The sequence below is a fragment of the Eggerthella sp. AM16-19 genome, assembly GCF_003474385.1.
Taxonomy (GTDB): domain Bacteria; phylum Actinomycetota; class Coriobacteriia; order Coriobacteriales; family Eggerthellaceae; genus Senegalimassilia.
In genome coordinates this window covers 47,976-67,642 of sequence record NZ_QUCY01000004.1, presented here as the reverse complement: position 1 = coordinate 67,642, position 19,667 = coordinate 47,976, and the positions used below count along the sequence as shown (strand labels likewise).

The following is a 19,667-nucleotide window of genomic DNA, read 5'->3' as shown; positions in this document are numbered from 1 at the left end:
GCTTTCGATCGTGCGATAGATCGGTTTCGGAAGGCCGGTCGTCCGAAAGGGCGGCCGGCTTTCTTGCGTTGCGGGGGCGGTGCGGGTTGAGTTGCGGCGATGGGGCGGCGAAACTTCGGGTAAGTCCCATGTATGGGACCGGAGGCGCTCAGGGGGTGCGCTAGAATGTCGGGCATGGATACTTCTATTGCATATGATGTGGTGCTGCTGCCGGATACCGATCGGGCGGTGGCGTATAGGAAACGGGCCGCAGATAGCGGCTGCTCGCTTATGGGCGTGACGGTTGCCGCGTTCGGCGCGTGGGTTCGCGATCTTTGGGAGCTGTACGGCGACGGCAGGACGTTCGTCTCGCGTCTTGAGCGCGAGGCGTTGTTGCGCGCGGCTTGCGAGGGGCCTGCTGAAGGTTGCTGCGTTGATCCGAAAAGCGGTAAGCGCGCGCAGCTTGATGGTGCTAGCGGACGATGCGAGCTGGCGGAAGGCCGCATCGCGGATGGCGCCTGCGCGTTGGTCGGAGACGGCGAAGCGGGAGCGCTCGGGCTCGATCGCGTCGCGGCAGCTTGCGTTGCCGCCGGCGTCGGCCTGCCCGCCTTCGATGCGGCGGTGCAGGATGCGCAGCAGGGCGTGCCGGCGGGTGCTGGCGCGCTTGAGGGGGTGTCTTGCGCGGAAGTGCCGGTGCTGCGGATGATCGGGGGATACCTTGATCGGTTGGCGCAACTGGGGATGATCGAGCCGGGGCAGGCTCTGGCTCTGCTCCCTGAGCTTCTGCCGCAGCGCCCGTTGCGCGTGCTGTTGGAAGATGCTGCTCCGCTTACCCCTGGTCAGGAAGCGTTTTTCTCCGCCTGTCCGTGGATGGACATGGAGGTTCGCGCCGCTTCCGGAAGCCAGGGCCCCGTTCGCGCGCCCGAAGGCGTGCGGGTTCGCTTCGCATTCCCTTCGGGGCAGTATGCATGGCCGGCCCTGCTGGCAGATATCGCGCGCGATGCCCTTGGCGCGGCTGCGGACCGGGGGGCGGCGCCTGCTGCGGTTGCGGTGCCTGCTGCGGCGGCCGGCCCGGCTGCTGGTGATGACGGTGCTTCCAGCTGCGAGGACGCTTTCGGTGACGCCGACGGTTGCCGGGTTGGGCGTTCGGCCGGTACGCAGTCCGCTGCCGTGATGGTTGCGGCGAAGGACCCCGCGGTGCTGTTCGGGCGCGTGGCGCCGGCGCTTGTTCGCCAGGGCCATGTGGTTGCCCTGCGCGGGCGGCGTCGCTTCGTGGACACCTCGTTCGGTCGGGCCATCTGCTCGCTTCACCGTTTCCTTGATGATGGACAGGCGGGCGGCGCCTCGCATATCGAAGGGTATGGGGACATCGCTGCGACCGATGTGGAGCGTTGGAATCGTGCTGACCTGGCCGATTGGGCGTTGTCGCCGTTCTCCGGGATGACGAAGAAGGCGGCGTTCAAGCTTGATGCCGATATGCGCGCCGATCGTACGGCGCGGCGGTCGAACCTGTGCGCACGCCTGCGCGCCGACAACCCGATGTTCGCGGCGATGGAGCGGCTTGCCTTGCAGTTGGACGACCAGGCTGCGGCGGAGCTTGAGGCCGCCGTGCGGCGCATGACGAACCGTTCGGAAGCGTGGCGCGCCGAGCAGCTTGCCGCGTTGCGCGCTCTGCAGCGCGCCGCCGGCGCCGCCAAACTGGCGGGGCTGGGGGCTGATGCGGCGTTTGACCAGGTGCAACGTTTGAAGGTCAGCGTTTCGCGTATCGTGGCGCCGCGCAGTTGCGATGGCGCGGCCTTTAGCGCGCCCGATGTGCTGGTGACCGATCAGAACACGGCGGCGTCTTTGGGAAGCGGCTCGTGCGAGGTGTGCGTGGTGGCGGACTTGACAAGCGCCGCCTACCCGGCGGCCGATCCCGAGGATGCTTCCCGGGTGCTGCTCGAGCATCTTGGCGTGAAGCGCGCCGATTCGGCGCTTGCCCGCATGCGCCGTGCGTTCTTCGCGCTCGAGCACGCTGCAACCGATCAGCTGATCCTCGAGCGCTGCCTCAACGATTCGTCCGCCGACCCCACGTACCCTTGCGTGGTGCTGGAGGAGTTCGTCGACTGTTATCGGGACGACCCTACGGCCGCCGAGGACATCGACAACCCGTATTCGCTTCCCGAACGTCTGCAGGACGGGATGTTGCTGCGCGGCGAAGATGCCTTGTGCTCCAACGATGCGCTGTCGAATGCGCCGGCGTCCGTGGCGGCGCGCATCGAGCGGCCGCTGACGGGTGCGGTGTCGTCCGAAGCGCGTTCGCTCGTGGTGCTTCCGCGTGTGCTGCAGGGCGGGCAGGTGCTCGACGAGCCGTGCCTTTCGCCTTCCCAGATCGAAAGCTATCTGGAGTGCCCGTACAAGTGGTTCGCTCAAAGGCGTTTGCGCCTGGACGACCTGGACGAGGGGTTCGGGCCGCTTGAGATGGGCGACTTCGCGCATAACGCGCTGCACAGCTTCTATAAGCATATGTCCGAGGATTTGGGTGAGGCGAAGGTGACGCCGCAGCTGCTTCCGCAGGCGCGGGAGCTCATGGCCGACGTGCTTGCGCGTCATAAGGCGCTGCAGCCGCATCTTCGCCAGTCGGAGAACCGTTTGATCCCCACGTCGCAGGTGGAGCATCGGGAGCTTGCCGAACTTGAACGCAAGTTGATGGACTACCTGGACTTCGAGGCTGAGCTTCTGCCCACCTTCGCCCCGAAGTATTTGGAATACGACGTGGCTTGCGGCGGCGCGGTGGATTACGCGGGCCACAAGCTGCTGGGCACGGCCGACCGCATCGATGTGGACGGCGAAGGGCGGTGCGCGATCATCGACTATAAGGGCTCGATTTCCGGGTCGTACGCGCTCGGCGTGCGCGAGGAGGGGCGCCTGGGCAAGGTGCAGGCGCTCATCTACGCGCAGGTGGTTCGCCGTACGCTGGGCTTGGAGCCGGTGGGCGCGCTGTACGTGTGCTACGGGCGGCGCAAGATGATTTCAGGCGCCTACGACGGGCGCGTGATAGAGAACGCGCACCTGCCGAACATGCGCCATAAGGATTGCATGTGCGCCGACAGGCCGTTTTCCGATGTGCTCGACGAGACGGAGGAGGCGGTGGCAGCGGCGCTCGAGCGCATGCTGGCGGGCGACATCCGTCCGCGGCCGGAAACGCCCGAGGCGTGCAAGTGGTGCCCGGTCTCATCGTGCTCGGAAAGGAGGGGATAGCCATGGCGTTGACCATCGGCCAGGAAAAGTGCGTCAACACGCTGGACAAGCCGTTGGCGGTGAGCGCCGGCGCCGGCAGCGGCAAGACGTTCACGCTCACCCGCCGCATCGTGCATGCGCTGGAAAGCGGGTATTTGACCGATATCGACCAGGTTTTGGCCATCACCTTCACGTCGAAGGCGGCGGGCGAGATCAAATCGCGCGTGAAGGGCGCGCTGCGCGCCGGCGGCATGACCGAGCAGGCGCTGAAAACCGATGAGGCGTGGATATCCACCATCCATGGCATGTGCTCGCGCATCCTTCGCGCGCATGCGCTTGAGCTGGGGCTCGACCCCGCATTCAAGGTTGCCGACGAGGCCACGGTGAGAACGCTTCTGGATGCGTCGCTTGAAGAGGTGCTCGGCGGCAGGGACGACCTGGTCACGGTCGCCGAAGGCGTTTCATCGCAGCGTCTTGATGCGCTGTTCGCATCGTTCGACGTGCACCCGGCCGGTCCGCGCACAGCGTCGGTCGAAGGGATGGTGCGGCAGCTGGTCGAGGCCGCCTCGGCGCATTCCGACGGCATGGCGTCGCTGGTGGCGCCTCCCGAGGCGCCGAGCCCGATCAAGCTGCTGGCACAGCTGGTGGACGTCGCCGATACCGCGTATGCCTTGGCCGACGGCGTCAAGCCGGGCTCCACGCGCGGCAAGTTCCTGGCGGCGACGCAGGATGCGTTGGAGGGCGCACGCGAGCTGATCGGACGCGGCTCCGACGGGCTGACGTATCGGCGCGCGCTTTCGGCCATGAACGGCTTTCCCGTCCCCGGTCGCAACTTCGGCAAGAACACGCCGTATGGCGAACAGGCCGTTGAGCTGGCGGAACAGTATTGCGCCATTGCCGCGCAGGCGCGCTGCGGGCTGGTGCAGGAGCAGCTGGCGACGCTGATCGATGTGGCGAAGTCGGTTGCGGACGCGTTCGCGCGCCGCAAGCGCGAGGCGGGGTTGCTGGACAACAACGACTTGCTGGCCTTCGCGTCCCGCGCGTTTCGCGACCATCCCGCCATCCAGGCGGCGTACGCCGACCGCTTCAAGCTGGTGATGGTAGACGAGTTCCAGGACACCGATCAGCTGCAGGTTGACATGATCAAGCGCATGGCCGGGGAAGGCTTCTCGCGCATGTGCACCGTCGGCGACGCGCAGCAGAGCATCTACCGGTTCCGCGGCGCGGACGTGTCGGTGTATCGCCGCCATCTGGAGGATGTGCGCCGCCGCAACCCCGAGGGCATCATCGAGCTGCCCGACAACTTCCGTAGCCACGGGGACGTGTTGGCGCTGTGCGACCGCATCTTCGAGCAGCCGCAGGTGTTCGGCGCCGAGTTCATGTCGTTGGCGCCGGGGCGCGCGGAATCCAAGGTCAAGCGTCCGTTCCTGCCTGATGGGCCCCGCGTGCAGGCGCAGGTGACCGTGACCCCGTCGCGCGGCGTGGCGTCTGCGGATGCGGCGGCCGTGGCGGCGCGGCGTGTGGCGAAGTCGTTCTCCGAGTTCGCGGCGGCCGGGCACAGGCCGGGCGACATGGTGGTGCTGCTCGGCGGCATGGGCCGCGCGAACGTATATGCCGAGGCGCTGCGGGCCGAGGGGCTGCCGTGCGTGGTGGCCGGCGGCTCCATCTTCAACCGTGCGCCCGAGGTGGCGCTTATGGTTCGCTTGGCGCAGGCCATCGCGAACCCGAAGTGGACCACTGCGCTGTTCGAGGTGCTCTCGAGCGAGCTGTTCGCCCTGTCCGCCGATGATTTGCTGGAGCTGTCCACGGGGATGGACGAGGAGCGCGGCATTCCTCGCAGACGGGCGTTCGACCAGGGCTTTCGCCATATCGAGCGCAAGGTGGCGTCAGGGCGCGCGGTCTCGCCGGCGCTTGCGGCGTGCGCAAGCCTGATGCGCCGCGCCTCCGAGCAGGTGGGAAACGTGGCGCTCGCCGATATCATGCAGGGCATCGTGGCCGATTCCGGGTGGCTTGCGCGTCTTGAGGCGGCCGGTCCCGAGGGGCTGGCGCGCGCGGGGAACGTGTACAAGGCCATCCGCATGGCGCGCGATATCGAGGCGGCCGGCGGCATGGGGCCCGCGGGCGTGGCCGAGGAGCTGGCGCTGCGCGTGGAGCTCGCAAAGGAGGCGCCGGGCGCGCTGTCCGCCGAAGGCGGCGATTTCGTGCGCATCATGACCGTCCATGCCAGCAAGGGCCTTGAGTTTCCCATCGTGGCGGTGGCCGAGCTGCGCGACGATGCGGCGCGGTCGCAGGCGTTGGAATGCTGCTCGATCGAAGGGCGCACCTACGTGTCGCTCGACGGCGGCCATGTGCTCGAGCGCTTGAAGGAGAAGACCTCCTCGTTGGTGGCCAAGAGCGGGTCGTACCAGCCGTTTTGCGAGTTCGACGACGAGGAGCTCGCCGCCATGGTCTCGCGTAGCCAGCTTCCCGCCGATAGGCGTGCGGCCATCAAGCTGCACGAGGAGCGCGGCGAGGCCGCCGAGTCGCGGCGCTTGCTCTACGTTGCGCTTACGCGCGCGAAGGAGGCCCTTGTGGTGTCCATGCGCGGCAAGTCGTCGAAGGTCGACGCCACCGGCTTGTCGAAGAGCTGCTGGGGCGACGTGCAATCGGCGCTGGTGGGCGAGTGCTGCGTGTTCGAGCCGGGCGTGAGCATGTTCGACTTCGGCGGGCAGCGGCCGGCGCGCGTGGAATGCATGCACCTGACGCTGGCGGACGTCGAGGAGCTGCTGGGGACGGCTGGTTCTGCGGATGGCGCGGCATCGCAGGTTGATGGCGGACCGGGTGCTGATGGGCCTGCGGCTGGCGGTTCGCCCGATGGCTTTGCGGCTGATGGCGGGTCTGGCGTCGGTGGACCGGGCGTTGACGAGGCTGCGGCTGGCGGTTGTCCTGCCGGCGGCAAGTCGGGTACGATCGCCCTTCCCCTGGTGAGGCCGTACGAGCCCGAGCGGGGCAAGCCCTATGAGGGTGCGCGGGCAGGGGTGTTCAGCTATTCCTCCATCGCCGAGGACGGCGACGGGTTCGCCGACTTCTCCGTGGAAGATGCGGCCGACGATGCCGCCAGCGCTTCCTTGGGTGCGCGTGACGCCGATGCTGCTACGAGCTTGGGAACGGCGTTTCATCGCTTGGCGCAGCTGGCGGCCTTGGCTTGGCAGTCGGGTTGTGCCCTTGAGCGCCCGGATGCTGCGCGCCAGCAGGCACTGGAGCGCTTTTGCGGGCTTTCCGCCGAGCAACGTGATCGTTTGGATGCTGCGCTTGAGCGGTGGTTCGCCAGCGACATAGCGTCGCGCATGGGCGCATGCGAAAGCGCGAGCCCCGAGGCGCCGTTCCTTGTTCGTGTGGGCGGCCCTTGCGATGCGGCCTACCTTGAGGGCGAGATCGACCTTTTGGGGTGTGTTGCCCCCGCCGGCACGCGCGAGCAGCCGGCCGGCAGCGCGTTGGTGGTGGACTACAAGACCGGCGGTTCGCCTGCCGAAACCGCCGAGCAGCTGCACGAGAAGCATCTGCTACAGGCCACATGCTATGCGTATGCGGTGCTGTTGGAAGGATATGCGCAGGTGGAGTGCGTGTTCGTACGCGTCGAGCAGGACCGTGCCGATGCGCCGGGGCAGCCGCAGACGGTGTCGTATCGTTTTGATGCGGCCGATGCCGACGAGATGGGCCGCGCCCTTGCGCGGGCGTATCATGGGCACGGTCAGCTGTAGGATTTGAAGGGACGTTTGCGTGAACATCCAGATTTTCGGCACGAAGAAAAGCTTCGATACGAAGAAGGCCCAGCGCTATTTCAAGGAGCGTCGCATCAGCTTCCAGTTCATCGACCTGAAGGAAAAGGGCATGAGCAAAGGCGAGCTGCAGTCGGTGGCCAACGCCGTCGGCGGCCTTGACGAGCTGATCAACCCCGATGCCAAGGACGCCGATACCGTGGCTTTGCTGCAGTATCTGGCGGCGGACCAGAAGTTCGAGAAGGTGCTCGACAACCAGCAGGTGCTGTGCGAGCCGGTGGTTCGCAACGGCAAGAAGGCCACGGTGGGCTATCGGCCTGATGTGTGGAAGGGCTGGGAGTAGACCAGTTTCGTCGGCGCCTGAGGGCATGTTGAGGTGCTGCTATGGCAAGCACGTTGATCGTCGCTTGCGCGCGCCCCTGTCGGAGATGTGTTGGCAGCCAGCATGAAAATGTCTGGCTGCTATCGTGAAAAAGCCTTCTATTTCCTGTGTTCGGGAAATAGAAGGCTTTCTTGTGCATACAGGTTTCGGGATGAGGTGCGACGCGGAGACGAGGGGGAAAGCTGCCGGATCGTCGCGCCGGTTCGTGGCTAGCGCCTTGCGTGCTTTCCGCGTGAGGCTTTGCCGTAGTCGGCGAACGCTATTGTGCGGTAAACGGCCACCAGGGCCGCGCCGAGCAGGATGCCGCCAAGGATGTCGGTGGCCCAGTGAACGCCCGCCATGGCGCGTGCGGCGATGATGCCCACCATGCCCGCGGCGCAGATGACCAGGGCCGCAGTGCGAAGGCCCCCTTCGCGGATGCGTTGCACGGCCTGGATCATGGCCGTGCCGCACATGGTGACGGCAAGCAGCGTGTGCGACGAGGGGAACGACGGTTCGCAAACGCCGTCCTCCAGGATGGGCCGGTTGTTGGGCGAGAAGCAGTTGAACAGCACGTATAGCACCAGCATAGCGCCGTAGGTTCCCAGCAACAGCCAAAGATCGCGATCGACCCCGTTGCGGCTTCGGGAACGGATCAGCTGCTTGCAGCCGACTATGGCAAGCATGAGCGCGCCGACGGCCGGAACGATGAGCAGCGCATTGGACAGCTTCTCCATGAGGTCGTTTTGCCCGAGAATGGCGCGGGCATCAAGGTTGAAGGTGGCAAGGCCCACCAAGCTGCCATCGCCTGCGATAGGCTGGCGGTCTACGAATACCAGCGAAACCGTGAGCGCGGCGAACAGCGCAAGGAGCACGCCGGCGGCGATCGCGGAGGCGTGCGCGGTAGTGCGGTTGTGCATGAAAACTCCCATCTGGCCTTCGAATATAAAGAGAAGGTAAAGAGATGGTAAAGCCGAATGCATCCGGCATGGGGTCAACCGCTCGATTTCGAGGAATTCTGCAGAAAGCGAAATGGGAGGGAGAAATTCTGGGCGCCGCCTCTGGCTAGGCGAGGGTGTGGGCGAACAGGCAGGCGGAGTTGCCTTGGGCGGCGTTTTGCTTGAAGCGTTGCACCAGATCAAGGCGCGATCGGGTGGATGTCGCCAACGGTTGGGGAAGGGCGTCCGGGGCAAACCAGCCCACTTCAAGGCTTTCGTCATCGGCGACGCGGGGCTGCGCATTGCCGTCTTCGCGTGGTCGGCAGAGGAACAGCAGGTCCATGTATTGGCATTGGTCGCCGTTGGCGTAGGTGACCATATACGGGGACGACTTCACGCTGACCAGGCATACGGGCTCGATGTCGACGCCTGTTTCCTCGAGGGCTTCCCGCACGCAGGTATCGGCCGGTTCTTCGGCGGGTTCCACGATGCCGTAGATGAGCGCCCACTGCCCGGTGTCGGCGCGCTTGCCCAGCAGGATGCGGCCTTGGGCGTCCTCCACGTAGGCGGTGATGCCGGTGAGCCATAGCGGGTCGTTGCCGATCTTCGCGCGCAGGTTGGTGATGAACTCGGGCGTTGACATGGCGATATTCCTTCCAGATGCCGCGCTGCCCGCCGGTTGGGCGGGCAGTCGGGATGAAGCGGGGTTGGCGGGGCGTTGCGAACGGACCCCGATATGGCGCTGCGGACGGCGGCTACACGAACTTCACGGCGGTGCCGTATGCGAGCATCTCGATGGTGCCGGGGTTGATGGAGCCGCTCGAGAAGCGCATGGCAACCACGGCATCGGCGCCGAGACGCTCGGCCTCGGCGATCATGCGGCTCTCCGCCACGGTGCGGGCTTGGTCGGTCATCTCGGTGTACGACTTGATCTCGCCGCCCACCAGCTCCTTCATGCCTGCCATCATGTCGCGGCCGATGTGGCGCGAGGTGACGATGTTGCCGCGTACCAGCCCGAGGACTTGGACGTTTTGACCGGGTATCACGTCTGCGGAGGTGACGATCATGGGGAAGCTCCTTTGCGTTTGGGGCGGATGCGACGGTGCGCGTGCACGCCGCGTGTCCGCTCTATTATACCGCAACCCTGTGGTCGCGCTGTGGCCCTGCGTTCCCGTCGGCCGGCCAGGTTGCGCTTTCGGCTTTCGCGGCATTTGCCGCCTAAGTGCGCATTTGGCCAGATAGGGGCCTTGTCGGGGCATTGCGGCGGGCGTATCTTTAACCTGCATGAGAAGTTACGGCTTGGTAACCTTGCGATTGGGTCCGGGTGTTGCGCTAGCTTTCGGCGACGATGCCTCGGATGCCGATTCGGGCAGCGTCCAGACGCCGACGACAGTGCAGCAGCCTGCGGAATCAAGCCAGCCCGCAACCGCCTCGTCGGAGCCGAAAAGCCCGTTGACGATGTTCGTGTCGCAGGTGGACAATTCCGCGTATCCGCAGGTCACCTTGTATACGAAGATCGCCGACCAGGCGGGTTCCACGCCAAGCGGCCTTGATGTGTCCCAGTTCGCCGTCACGGAAACCGATTCATCCGGCTCGCAGTATCCGGCAACAGTCGAGCAGGTGGTCCCGCTTGCCGTGGGCGATGCCATGAACATCAACCTGGTGGTCGACCAGAGCGGGTCCATGAGGGCGCGCAGCAAGATGGACAGCGCCAAGAAGGCGGCAAGCTCGTTCGTCGACGAGATGGTGAAAACCCAGGGCAATGTGGCCGAGATCACCTCGTTCAACGATTATGTGTACAATCGCCAGCCGTTCACCTCGAGCGCCGCGCTGCTCAACAGCGCCATCGATGCGGTATCGTCCACCGGCGAGACGGCGCTTTACGACGCGCTGTACTGGGCGCTGCAGCGCACGAACCTGAAATCGGGCTCGCGCGTGGTCATAGCGTTCACCGACGGCGAGGAGAACAGCAGCAATTGCAGCTTGAACGACGTCATCACGCTGTCCCAGCAAACGGGCATCCCCGTCTACATCGTGGGCGTGGGCGGCGATGTGAATCGCAGCTCGCTGCAGTCGTTGGCGTCAAGTTGCAACGGCGCGTACTACGATGCGGCGTCGGACGATTTGGCGCAGGCGCTTCGCCAGATCTACCAGTCCATCTACGACGATCAGCGCTCCATGTGCCGCGTGGTGTTCACCTCCACGTGCCCCGGCAGCACCTCCGCCACGCGCACCGTGCTGCTCAGCTGCTCGGATTCGGGTCCGTTCGCAGGGCAGATCTCGCATACGTATGTGCCCGTGACCAGCATCTCCTCCTACGATACCAGCGTGAGCTCGCAGGATTACGTGCTGCCCGGCAGCGCTTCGAAGTGCTACTCGCGCTCCGAGCTGGAGAAGATGTCGCTGTGGGAGCTCTACCTTGCGCGCAACGAGATATTCGCGCGCCACGGCCGCGGCTTCAAGAACCAGGACCTGACCGATTACTTCGCCACGAAGCGCTGGTACACGCAGACGTACACGCCCGAGGAGTTCGACGCCATATCCTCCTCGCAGCTCAACGACTACGAGCTGAAGAACGTGCAAACCATGTACGAGATCGAGCAAAGCCGCAATTCCCCGTACCTGGAGACGGCGGAGTAGGCTGGCGCGAAATCGCCCGAGATGAGCAAGGCCCGCGGTTTGCGCCGCGGGCCTTGCTGTTGCTTGGTTTGCTTTTCGGGCCGTGCCGGGCCTTACGAGTTCACCCAGGCGCGGATGCGATAGCGCACGCCCAGCTCGTCGCAGATGCGCTGGCAGGCGGTTTCGTCCTCGTGGCTGATGGTCGTCTCCACGGTGGTCATCACGACGTTGGGCACGTATTTGCGCACTTCGCGGGCGAAGTCGAGCATGCCCGGGAACGCCTTGTCGCCGAAGCGGCTGCGCACGATGGCGGCGTACTCGTCGGCATTGGGGGTGTTCAGGCTGATGGAGACCGTGTCCACGATGCCCTCGAACTCCGGCGCGATATCTCGGCCGCAAATCAGGCTGCCCTGGCCGTTGGTGTTCACGCGCACGGGCAGGTTGTAGCGGCGCTTCACTTCGGCTGCCACGCGCTTGAGCATGTCGAAGGCGCAGGTAGGCTCGCCGTAGCCGCAGAAGACCACCTCTTCGTAGCGGCTCATGTCCTGCTCGTCGAACGCGGCCATGACCTCCTCGAAGGAGGGCTCATGGTCGAGCCACAGGTCGTTCTCGCCGCCTTCGCCGTCTTGGCCCACGCCGTCGGCGGTTTGGCGGATGCAGAAGGTGCAGGCGCAGCTGCAGCGGTTGGTCAGGTTGACATAGAGCCCGTTGTGCACGGGGTATACGATGGTCTCGGCTTTCGTTTTCGCCATGATGAACCTCTCTCGCTTGAGGTGGGGGGGCGAAGGTTGCGATGCGGTTCGCCTTCCCATTTCCGTTTAGGGTACGCCTTAAGGTGCGCCTGCTGCAAGGTGCACGTCCTCGGCCGGCGCGCGGTGCGCGATGCTAGCGCAGGTTGCGCAGCTCCTCCTCGATGGGCAGGCCGTCGGTGCGCGGCAGGTCCATGTCGATGGCGCGCTCGACGCAGGTGCACACGAAGTGCGAGGCCTTCTCCACCGACTTCTCCAGCGGCACGCCGTTGACCGCGTCGGCGATGAGGATGGCGGAGAACACGTCGCCGGTGCCGGAGCGCTGCCCGCCTAAGCGCGCGGTTTGCACGGTGAAGGACGTGCAGCCCCGCTCGTAGCACACGTTTGCCACGCGGTCTTGGAACTCCACGCCCGTGACCACCACGCGTGCGGGGCCGGTTTGCGATAGCTGCTGGGCGATCTTTGCGGCATCTTCGCAGGTCATGTCCTTGCTGAAGGGCATACCTGCCAGGATGCACGCTTCGGTGAGGTTCGGGGTGATGATGTCGGCTTTCGCCGTGAGCTCGGCCATGCGTTCGCACATCTCCGTCGTGTAGGTGCCGTAGGGGTGGCCCTCGTCGCCCATGACGGGGTCGACCATCACGATGCAGTCGGGGCCGTCGAACTCGTCGATGAACTCGCTGACCACCGCGATCTGCTCCGCCGAGCCCAAGAAGCCCGTGCAGATGCCGCGGAACTTCAGGCCGAGCTTGCGCCACTCGCGGATGTGTTCGCGCATGTAGGGCGTGAAATCCTGGAAGCTGTAGCTGGGGAAGCCCGTGTGGTTGGACAGCACCGAGGTGGGCAGCACGCAGCATTGCACGCCAAGCTGGGAGATGACGGGAAGCTGCACCGCCACCGAGCATCGGCCGAAGCCGGTGAAGTCGTTGATGAGCGCGATCTTCTTCTGATTGTTGTGATTGGGCAAGGTGGTATCGGTGGGTTCAGTGGTGCTCACGGGGGGCGTCTTTCCTTGGGATGTTTCCTTACGCGCACATTATAGGGGAGGGAAAGGCCCTGCCGCGGCGCGTCATGTGGAATGCCCGCGGATTCCGTTTTCGCCGGTGAGGTTCGGCCGGGGGAGGCGCCGGGAAGGCGCAGTTTAGCTGCCTACCAGGTCCATTGCGTGCAGGGCGAAGTTTCGCACTATGCGATGGCGCGCGGTTTCGCGGTCGTCGCGCGTTACGATGCAGATGGGGATGCGCGGGTCTTCGGCCGGATCGATGGGGATGAGCGCGGTCGCGAGCTTCGCCTTCCTCAGGCGGTTCAGCACCACGCTGAAGTAATACCCTTGCTTGATGGTGATGTGCGCCAGCGCGTCGGCGGCGGTCGTGATCTGGTTGACGTTGCTCACCAGGTGAAGCTGCTTGCAGGTGACCAAGATCGAGCTATTGAACGAATCGTAGACGCCGGATTCCCCCGCTGGATATTTCCCCAGGTCGGCAAAGGTGACGAACTCCTTCGATGCAAGGGGATGCGTGCGCGCCACGGTGATGCCGGTGGGAAGGGAGCCCATGGGGGTGCACGTGCAGCCTTGCTTCTCGTATTTACCGATGGTCACGAGCGCGTCGTATTCATCGGGGTCGATGCCGCGCGCCATCTGCTCGCGGCTTGCCAGATCGAACGTGATGGGCATACCGGTGTTGCGTTGGAAGAACATCGACCACGCCCGGCGCAGCTGATCGTCGCCGTCGAAGGCGGGCGAGCAAAGGGCCATTCGGAACGGCGCCAGGCTTTCGGGTTCGGGCAGCCCGCCGCCGAAGGACATCGTTTCCAGGTCCGTGTACGCCCTCGCCGCAACCTTGGCCTTCTGATAGAACGCGCGGCCTTGCACGGTGGGGTTGACGCCGCTGTTCGTGCGATCGAACAGCTTCTGCCCATATTCCCTTTCCAGGTCGCTGATGGCCTTCGACACCGCTTGGGCTGAGACGTTGTGGCCTCGCGCCGCCGTGGAGATGCTTCCCTGCTCATATACGGTGACGAAGTACTTAACCTGGTTGATGTTCATGTCGGGGATGCCTCAGCTGGTTCGGGATCGGGGTATCGAATCAAATGATACCCCTTCTTGGCGGAAGCGGGCGCTATTTCGCGATGCTTGAGGTGGGGCCGCGAAAAACGGCATCACACGGCGCGTGCGTTGCGGGGCGGTGGGATGGGTGGATAGGGTGTGGAAACACACCCCCCTCAACGAGCGATTGAAACGGGCGGTTCCGACGGCTCGGGTACCGCGCGCGAGTAGAATCGAGGCTCTATGGAATCGCGCGGCGCCTGTTCGGGGCGCAAGGCGTTTTCGGAAAGGAAAGGGGGACCGTATGGGGAGCGTTTTCAAAGCGAGATGGGCGGTTTGCCTGCTTGCGGCGTGCATGGCGGCGTGCGCGTGTCTGCTGGGCGGATGCGCCGCCGGGGAAGCGTCCGGCGGCATGCTCAAGGTCGGGGTGCGTGCCGATGTGGTGGGCTTCAGCTCCTATAACGAGCACACGGGGAAGTTCTATGGTGCGGAAGTGGATATCGCCGAGGAGTTGGCGCGTCGCTTGGGCTATGCCGGTGCGGAGTTCACGGCGGTCACGCCCGAAAGCCGCGAGGAGATGCTGCAAAGAGGGGCGGTGGATTGCCTGATCGCATGCTACTCGGTGTCGGACGAGCGCTCGGAGCTCTTCGATTTTTCGCCCGAGTATTGCACCGACTCCATCATTTTGGTGGCGCAGGACACCTCGCTTATCAAGGGCATCGACGACTTGGGCGGCTGCACCTTCGGCGCCATGTCGGGCGCGAACACGGCCCCGCAGCTGGCCCGCCATCTTGCGGAGGTGGGCTTCAGCGACGGCAAGCAGCTTTCGGCATCTTCGGATGGCTGCGATGCCGAATACGACACTTGGCATCTGATGATGTATTCCAGCTATCAGGAGCTCTCCGACGCCCTTGAATCGGGCGAGGTGGACGTGATGGCGTGCGACGGGGTCATCGCCAAGGCGTATCTCAACGACGAGCGCGTCATCTTGCCCGGTTTTTCCATCGATCCGCAACGTTATGCCGTCGCCACGCAGAAGGGCAGTGCGCTGTCCGGTCGCGTAGGGGATGCCGTCAGGGGCATGGTCGACGACGGCACCGTCGCCGCGATCATCGACGCATGGGATTAAGGATAAGGAGGCAGGTGCCGTGATGTACCGTACGAAGGGGAAGGCCGCCTTCCTGGCGGTGGCGATAGCCGTCAGCATGGTGGTCATGGGCATATTGCTCAACGGCATGCAGGAGCGTTTGCAGCTTGAGAGCCTTGACCACGAGATCCGCCAAGAGGCGGCCGAGCTGCCCGGCGTCCTGCAGGCTGCGACCGATGAGACGGTGGGTAACGAGGAGACGTTCGACGCGATTTACCAAAGCAAGGCGGAAAGCGTCGCCTTCATGGCGCGCAACGACGTCGGGTTCGAGACATCCGATGCGAAGATGCGGGAATACAAGGACCTGCTGAAGGTCGACAACATCATGGTCGTCGCGCGTGACGGGCGGGTTGTGGCGAAGGCCGCCGATACCAAGGCGAACTTCGCCTACGACAGGTTCAACGCCTTGCGGGCGACGTTTGATACGGGCAAGGCCTCCGATGCGGTGGAGATCGAGCTGCCTGAGCGGGGATGGCTGGAGCGCTATTACGCGTGCGCGCTCGACGACGATTCCATGGTGGTCATCGAGAACAGCCCCTCCGAGCTGCGCGAGCTTGTCGATGGCACCAGCTCGACCGCCAGCGTGCTCAAGGATATGACCGTCGGGCGCAACGGCTACGTCATGGCGGTTTCGGCACGGGATTACCTGGTCACGTACAGCCCCGATACCGCCGTGGTGGGCGCTGACGCCCTTGAGGCGGGGCTTGACGTCTCGGATCTTGAGGACGGCAACTTCTTCCATGCCGAGTTCAATGGCGAGGCGCTGTACTGCGGCGTGTTCCAAATCGATGATGCGTATTATCTGTACTGCGTCCCCGAGGCGGATCTGGCGGGTTCCCGCGCGATCACCGTCGGCGTCATCTTGTTCGTGTTCCTTGCCGTGATGGCCGTCGTGGCCTTGTACGGCATCTTCGTGATGCAGGAGGGTTCGCGCGCGGGCGCGGGCGAGGGGAGCGTCTCGTTCGGCGGATACCGCTACAACAAGGCCATCGGCAAGAAGGCCATCGTGCTTTCCATCGTCGGGTTCCTGGCGATCGTCGGCGTCGCCTTCTATATGCAGACGTTGTTCGCCCTGTCCAGCCAGGCCGTGGCCAACGGCCAGCGTTGCGCCGAGGTCTCCGAGACGCTGGCGTCGAACACCAAGAGGGCGGACGTGCTGGAGGACCAGTATGCGCAGCGTTATCTCGACAAGAACCACCTTGCCGCGTACATGATCGAGCGAAACCCCGAGCTGATCTCCCATGGGAAGCTGGTCGAGATGGCCGATGCGCTGCAGGTCGCCTATGTGTACGTGTTCGATGGCAACGGGAACATGACGGCGTCGAACACCTCGCAGCGCAGCTACAGCCTGTCGAACACCTACGGCGACTCGTCCTATGCGTTCCGCAGCCTGTTGGCGGGCAAGGACGAGTTCATCCAGGAACCGTCGGTCAACGCATCCACGGGCGAGGTGGACCAATGGCTGGGTGTCGCGCTTTACGACGATAGCGGCATAGCAGGCGGCCTCGTGCAGATCGGCGTGCGCACGTCGAATCTGGCGACGCTGATGAAGAGCCTGCAGATCGACCATGTCCTCGACGGCGTGAAGGTGGGCTCCGAGGGATTCGCCTTCGCTTTGGGTAAAGAGGACGACACCGTGGCGTATTATCCGAACGCCAAATACATCGGCAAGTCCGCCGAGGAGCTGGGCTTGGAGAAGACCCAGATCAAAGACGGGTTCTCAGACTACATCACCGTGGGCGGCGAGCGGTATTTCGCAAATTGCACCGAGCTTGCCGACTATTACCTGTTCGTTGCCGGCCCCGAAGGCGAGCTGATGGCCGAACGCGGCCCCCTTTCCGTGGCCACGGGCGTCATCGCGCTGACCTGCCTGCTGTTCGTGTTCGCCGTGCTGTCCCTTGAGCATCGCGCGCAGGGCGAGCCGGGCGAGCAGGGCCGTCCGTCGGCGCGAAAGGGGCATCGCGGCTCCGATGCGCGCATGGTGAACGTGGTCATGGCAGATGGTCGCACGAAGCGCACGGAGAGCGCGGTCAGCCGCTGGCTGAACGTGTCCATGGCCTGGAACGAGAAGTCCCCCGAGCAGAAGCTGGCGACGGTGATCCGCTGGTTTGCGGGCGTGGGCGTGTTCTGCGTGTTCCTGGCGGTGGTGTTCGGCGACAGGGTCTTTTCGCCGGATTCGGTGTTCGCCTACATCCTGGGCGATGGCTGGGAGCGCGGCGTGAACGTGTTCGCCGTCACGGCGTCCATCATGTACGCATGCGTGGCGATCACCGTGGCGACGATCGCGCAGTGGGTGCTGCGCCTGCTGTCCGACGTGCTGGGGACGCGCGGCGAGACGGTGTGCCGTTTGCTTTCAAGCGTGGTGAAGTACGGCATGGTCGTGTTCATGCTGTATTGGTGTCTTGGCGTGTTGGGCGTCGACACCGCAACGCTTCTGGCTTCCATGGGCATCATCACCTTGGCGCTGTCGTTCGGCGCGAAGGACCTTATCACCGATATCCTGTGCGGTCTGTTCATCATCTTCGAGGGCGAGTTCCGCGTTGGCGACATCATCCAGGTGGGTAGCAGCACCGGCACCGTCATGGAGATCGGCGTGCGCACCACGAAGATCAAGAACGGCGCCGGGGATGTGCTGGTCCTGCGCAACAGCGGCATATCCAATGTGGTGAACAAGACCAAGCTCGACTCCTATGCCAACGTCGATGTGGTCATTCCCACGGGCGAGAGCCTGCCGTACGTGGAGAACGTGCTTTCGCGTGAGCTGCCGAAGGTGGCCGAGCGCGTGCCCGAGATCTTGGACGGCCCGTTCTACAAGGGCGTGGTCGAGCTGACCGATTCGGCTATGACCATCCGCGTGGTGGCGACATGCTCGGAGACCGATCGCGCGGCGCTCGAGCGCAGCTTGAAGCGCGAGATGAAGCTGCTGCTCTCGCGCAACGATATCGCGCCGTACCAGCTGACCTGCGAACACGACGAGGCGGAGCCGACGGCCGATGAGCTTATGGAGAACGCCGCGCAGCTCAAGGAGGCGGATGCCTTCAGCGAGCAGCAGGCCAGCGCCGCGCGCAACGTCGGGAACGACGCCCGCAAGTAGCGCTTCCCCGTGCTGCGGCGTCGGGAAAACCGTCGAGAGCCCGGAACCGTGGAGAAAGCAGGGACGGGTTTCCATAAAACCACCCGGAAGAGGTTGGATGGGGCTACCCTGCGATAGTGGTACCATATGACGTTGCGCCTGCGTATGCGGGCGCAACGTTTCAGCTTGCTATGGGACGGTTGCCCAAGGTGGCCGTCCCTTTGCGTTGGGAAAGGGAATGGATATGGCGGAAAACGCACCCAAGGCGCCCATGGCGGCGTCGGGCAAGGAGACACCGGCCTCGCGCGAGCATTTCGCGTCGCGGCTGGGATTTATCCTGATCAGCGCCGGATGCGCGATCGGGCTGGGCAACGTGTGGCGATTCCCCTACATCACCGGCGAGTACGGTGGAGCGGCGTTCGTGCTGTTGTACCTGGTGTTTTTGGTGATCTTGGGCATGCCCGTCATGGTCATGGAGTTCGCCGTGGGGCGCGCATCGCAGCGTTCGGCTGCGCAGGCCTTCGACAAGCTGCAGCCGAACGGGAAGTGGCATTGGTTCTCGTGGTGGGGCTATATCGGCTGCATGATCTTGATGATGTTCTACACCACTGTGTGCGGATGGATGATCTCGTACGTGCCGCAGATGGCGTCGGGCATGTTCAACGGCGCCGATGCGGCGTTCGCGGGCGCGGCGTTCAGCGGTATGCTGGAGAATCCCGCGTGGCTGATCGGATGGATGGTCGTGGCCGTGGTGGTCGGCTTTTTGGTGTGCAGCTTGGGCCTGCAAAAGGGCGTCGAGCGCGTCACGAAGGTCATGATGGCCACGCTGTTCGTGGTGATGATCGCGCTGTGCATCCGCGCCGTCACGCTGCCCGGCGCCGCCGAGGGCATCGCGTTTTACCTGGTGCCCGACTTCGGGCGCCTGTTCGCCGACGGGTGGTCGACGTTCGGCGATGCGGTGTACGCGGCCATGGGCCAGGCGTTTTTCAGCCTGTCGCTGGGCATTGCGGCCATGGAGATCTTCGGATCGCGCATCGGTCGCCAGCGTAGCCTTACCGGCGAGGCGGTCTCCGTCACCGCGCTGAACACCGTGGTGGCCATCCTGGCGGGCCTCATCATCTTCCCGGCGTGCTTCGCCTATGGTGTTTCCCCTGATCAGGGCCCGTCGCTGGTGTTCGTGACGCTGCCGGTGGTGTTCGGGCAGATGCCGCTTGGCAACGTGTGGGGCTGCTTGTTCTTCGTGTTCATGGCGTTCGCGTCGCTGTCCACCGTCATCGCGGTATTCGAGAACCTGATCAGCTGGTCCATGGATAAATGGGGCATGATGCGCAGCCGTGCCGTTATCTTCAACGCCGTGCTGGTGCTGGTGCTGTCCATCCCGTGTGCGCTGGGCTTCAACGTGCTGTCGGGCATCACCATCCCGGCCATCGGCGATATCCAGTCCATCGAGGATTTCATCGTGTCAAACAACATGCTGCCGCTGGGCAGCCTGGCGTTCGTTCTGTTCTGCACCACGCGCCGCGGTTGGGGATGGGAGAACTTCCTGGCCGAGGCCGACCAGGGCGAGGGCGTGAAGTTCCCGCGCTGGACGCGCCTGTGGCTAAAGTACGGCATCCCGGCGCTGATCGTGGTGATCTTCGTGCTGGGATACGCGCCGAAGGCTGCCATCTGGCTGGGGCTTGCCTAGGGCTTGCGCTTGCTGAAGGCGTTCGGTCGGGAGTGGCCGGGCGTGCGGTTGTCGTGCCGGCGGCGAAGCCGGGGTTTCGGCCGGATGCTG

13 protein-coding genes are annotated in these 19,667 nt (G+C 64.6%); 7 read left to right on the top strand and 6 right to left on the bottom strand.

The features are described 5' to 3' along the window. Nucleotides 1-174 precede the first annotated feature (174 nt). Genes DW178_RS02775 through DW178_RS02765 form a run of 3 tightly spaced genes read left to right on the top strand, consistent with a single transcriptional unit; the run spans nt 175 to nt 7,299 of the window. The gene (locus tag DW178_RS02775; RefSeq protein WP_158574005.1) at nt 175-3,219 is read left to right on the top strand and encodes a PD-(D/E)XK nuclease family protein; all 3,045 of its coding nucleotides are present in this window, start codon (nt 175-177) and stop codon (nt 3,217-3,219) included. 2 nt (nt 3,220-3,221) lie between these two features. Beyond that, a complete protein-coding gene (locus DW178_RS02770; protein WP_118349592.1) occupies nt 3,222-6,938 on the top strand; it encodes a UvrD-helicase domain-containing protein in 3,717 nt (1,238 codons plus the stop codon). A gap of 19 nt (nt 6,939-6,957) precedes the next feature. Next, nucleotides 6,958-7,299, top strand: a complete 342-nt coding sequence (locus tag DW178_RS02765) for an arsenate reductase family protein (RefSeq protein ID WP_118349591.1) — start codon at nt 6,958-6,960, stop codon at nt 7,297-7,299. 248 nt (nt 7,300-7,547) lie between these two features. Here the strand turns inward: DW178_RS02765 and DW178_RS02760 are convergent, their stop codons facing one another. The 3 genes from DW178_RS02760 to DW178_RS02750 form a co-directional block, all read right to left on the bottom strand. Continuing rightward, entirely contained in the window at nt 7,548-8,237 is a 690-nt protein-coding gene (locus DW178_RS02760) for a phosphatase PAP2 family protein (RefSeq protein ID WP_158574003.1), read from the bottom strand. A 145-nt stretch (nt 8,238-8,382) separates the two neighbouring features. Further along, on the bottom strand, nt 8,383-8,898 hold the full coding sequence (locus tag DW178_RS02755; RefSeq protein WP_118349589.1) for an NUDIX hydrolase: 516 nt from the start codon (nt 8,896-8,898) through the stop codon (nt 8,383-8,385). Nucleotides 8,899-9,010: 112 nt separating this feature from the next. Beyond that, a complete protein-coding gene (locus DW178_RS02750; protein ID WP_118349588.1) occupies nt 9,011-9,322 on the bottom strand; it encodes a YbjQ family protein in 312 nt (103 codons plus the stop codon). A gap of 232 nt (nt 9,323-9,554) precedes the next feature. Here DW178_RS02750 and DW178_RS02745 point away from each other — a divergent pair, with 232 nt between their 5' ends. After that, the gene (locus DW178_RS02745) at nt 9,555-10,895 is read left to right on the top strand and encodes a YARHG domain-containing protein (RefSeq protein ID WP_158574001.1); all 1,341 of its coding nucleotides are present in this window, start codon (nt 9,555-9,557) and stop codon (nt 10,893-10,895) included. Between the two features lie 92 nt (nt 10,896-10,987). On the opposite strand, the gene DW178_RS02740 is transcribed toward DW178_RS02745, so the two are convergent. The 3 genes from DW178_RS02740 to DW178_RS02730 all read right to left on the bottom strand — a co-directional run bounded on the left by DW178_RS02740 (nt 10,988) and on the right by DW178_RS02730 (nt 13,670). Beyond that, nucleotides 10,988-11,626 carry a TatD family nuclease-associated radical SAM protein gene (locus DW178_RS02740; RefSeq protein ID WP_118349586.1) on the bottom strand — a complete coding sequence of 213 codons (639 nt, stop codon included), beginning with the start codon at nt 11,624-11,626 and terminating at the stop codon, nt 10,988-10,990. 133 nt (nt 11,627-11,759) lie between these two features. Beyond that, nucleotides 11,760-12,620, bottom strand: a complete 861-nt coding sequence (locus tag DW178_RS02735) for a pyridoxamine kinase (protein WP_199669228.1) — start codon at nt 12,618-12,620, stop codon at nt 11,760-11,762. Between the two features lie 144 nt (nt 12,621-12,764). After that, a complete protein-coding gene (locus tag DW178_RS02730; protein ID WP_118349585.1) occupies nt 12,765-13,670 on the bottom strand; it encodes a LysR family transcriptional regulator in 906 nt (301 codons plus the stop codon). Nucleotides 13,671-13,974: 304 nt separating this feature from the next. Here DW178_RS02730 and DW178_RS02725 point away from each other — a divergent pair, with 304 nt between their 5' ends. The 3 genes from DW178_RS02725 (at nt 13,975) to DW178_RS02715 (ending at nt 19,577) form a co-directional block, all read left to right on the top strand. Continuing rightward, nucleotides 13,975-14,799, top strand: a complete 825-nt coding sequence (locus DW178_RS02725; protein ID WP_118349584.1) for a transporter substrate-binding domain-containing protein — start codon at nt 13,975-13,977, stop codon at nt 14,797-14,799. Between the two features lie 22 nt (nt 14,800-14,821). Beyond that, complete coding sequence (locus DW178_RS02720) at nt 14,822-17,911, top strand: mechanosensitive ion channel domain-containing protein (protein WP_118349583.1); 3,090 nt, start codon at nt 14,822-14,824, stop codon at nt 17,909-17,911. Nucleotides 17,912-18,134: 223 nt separating this feature from the next. Further along, the gene (locus DW178_RS02715) at nt 18,135-19,577 is read left to right on the top strand and encodes a sodium-dependent transporter (RefSeq protein ID WP_118349582.1); all 1,443 of its coding nucleotides are present in this window, start codon (nt 18,135-18,137) and stop codon (nt 19,575-19,577) included. Nucleotides 19,578-19,667: the final 90 nt, after the last annotated feature.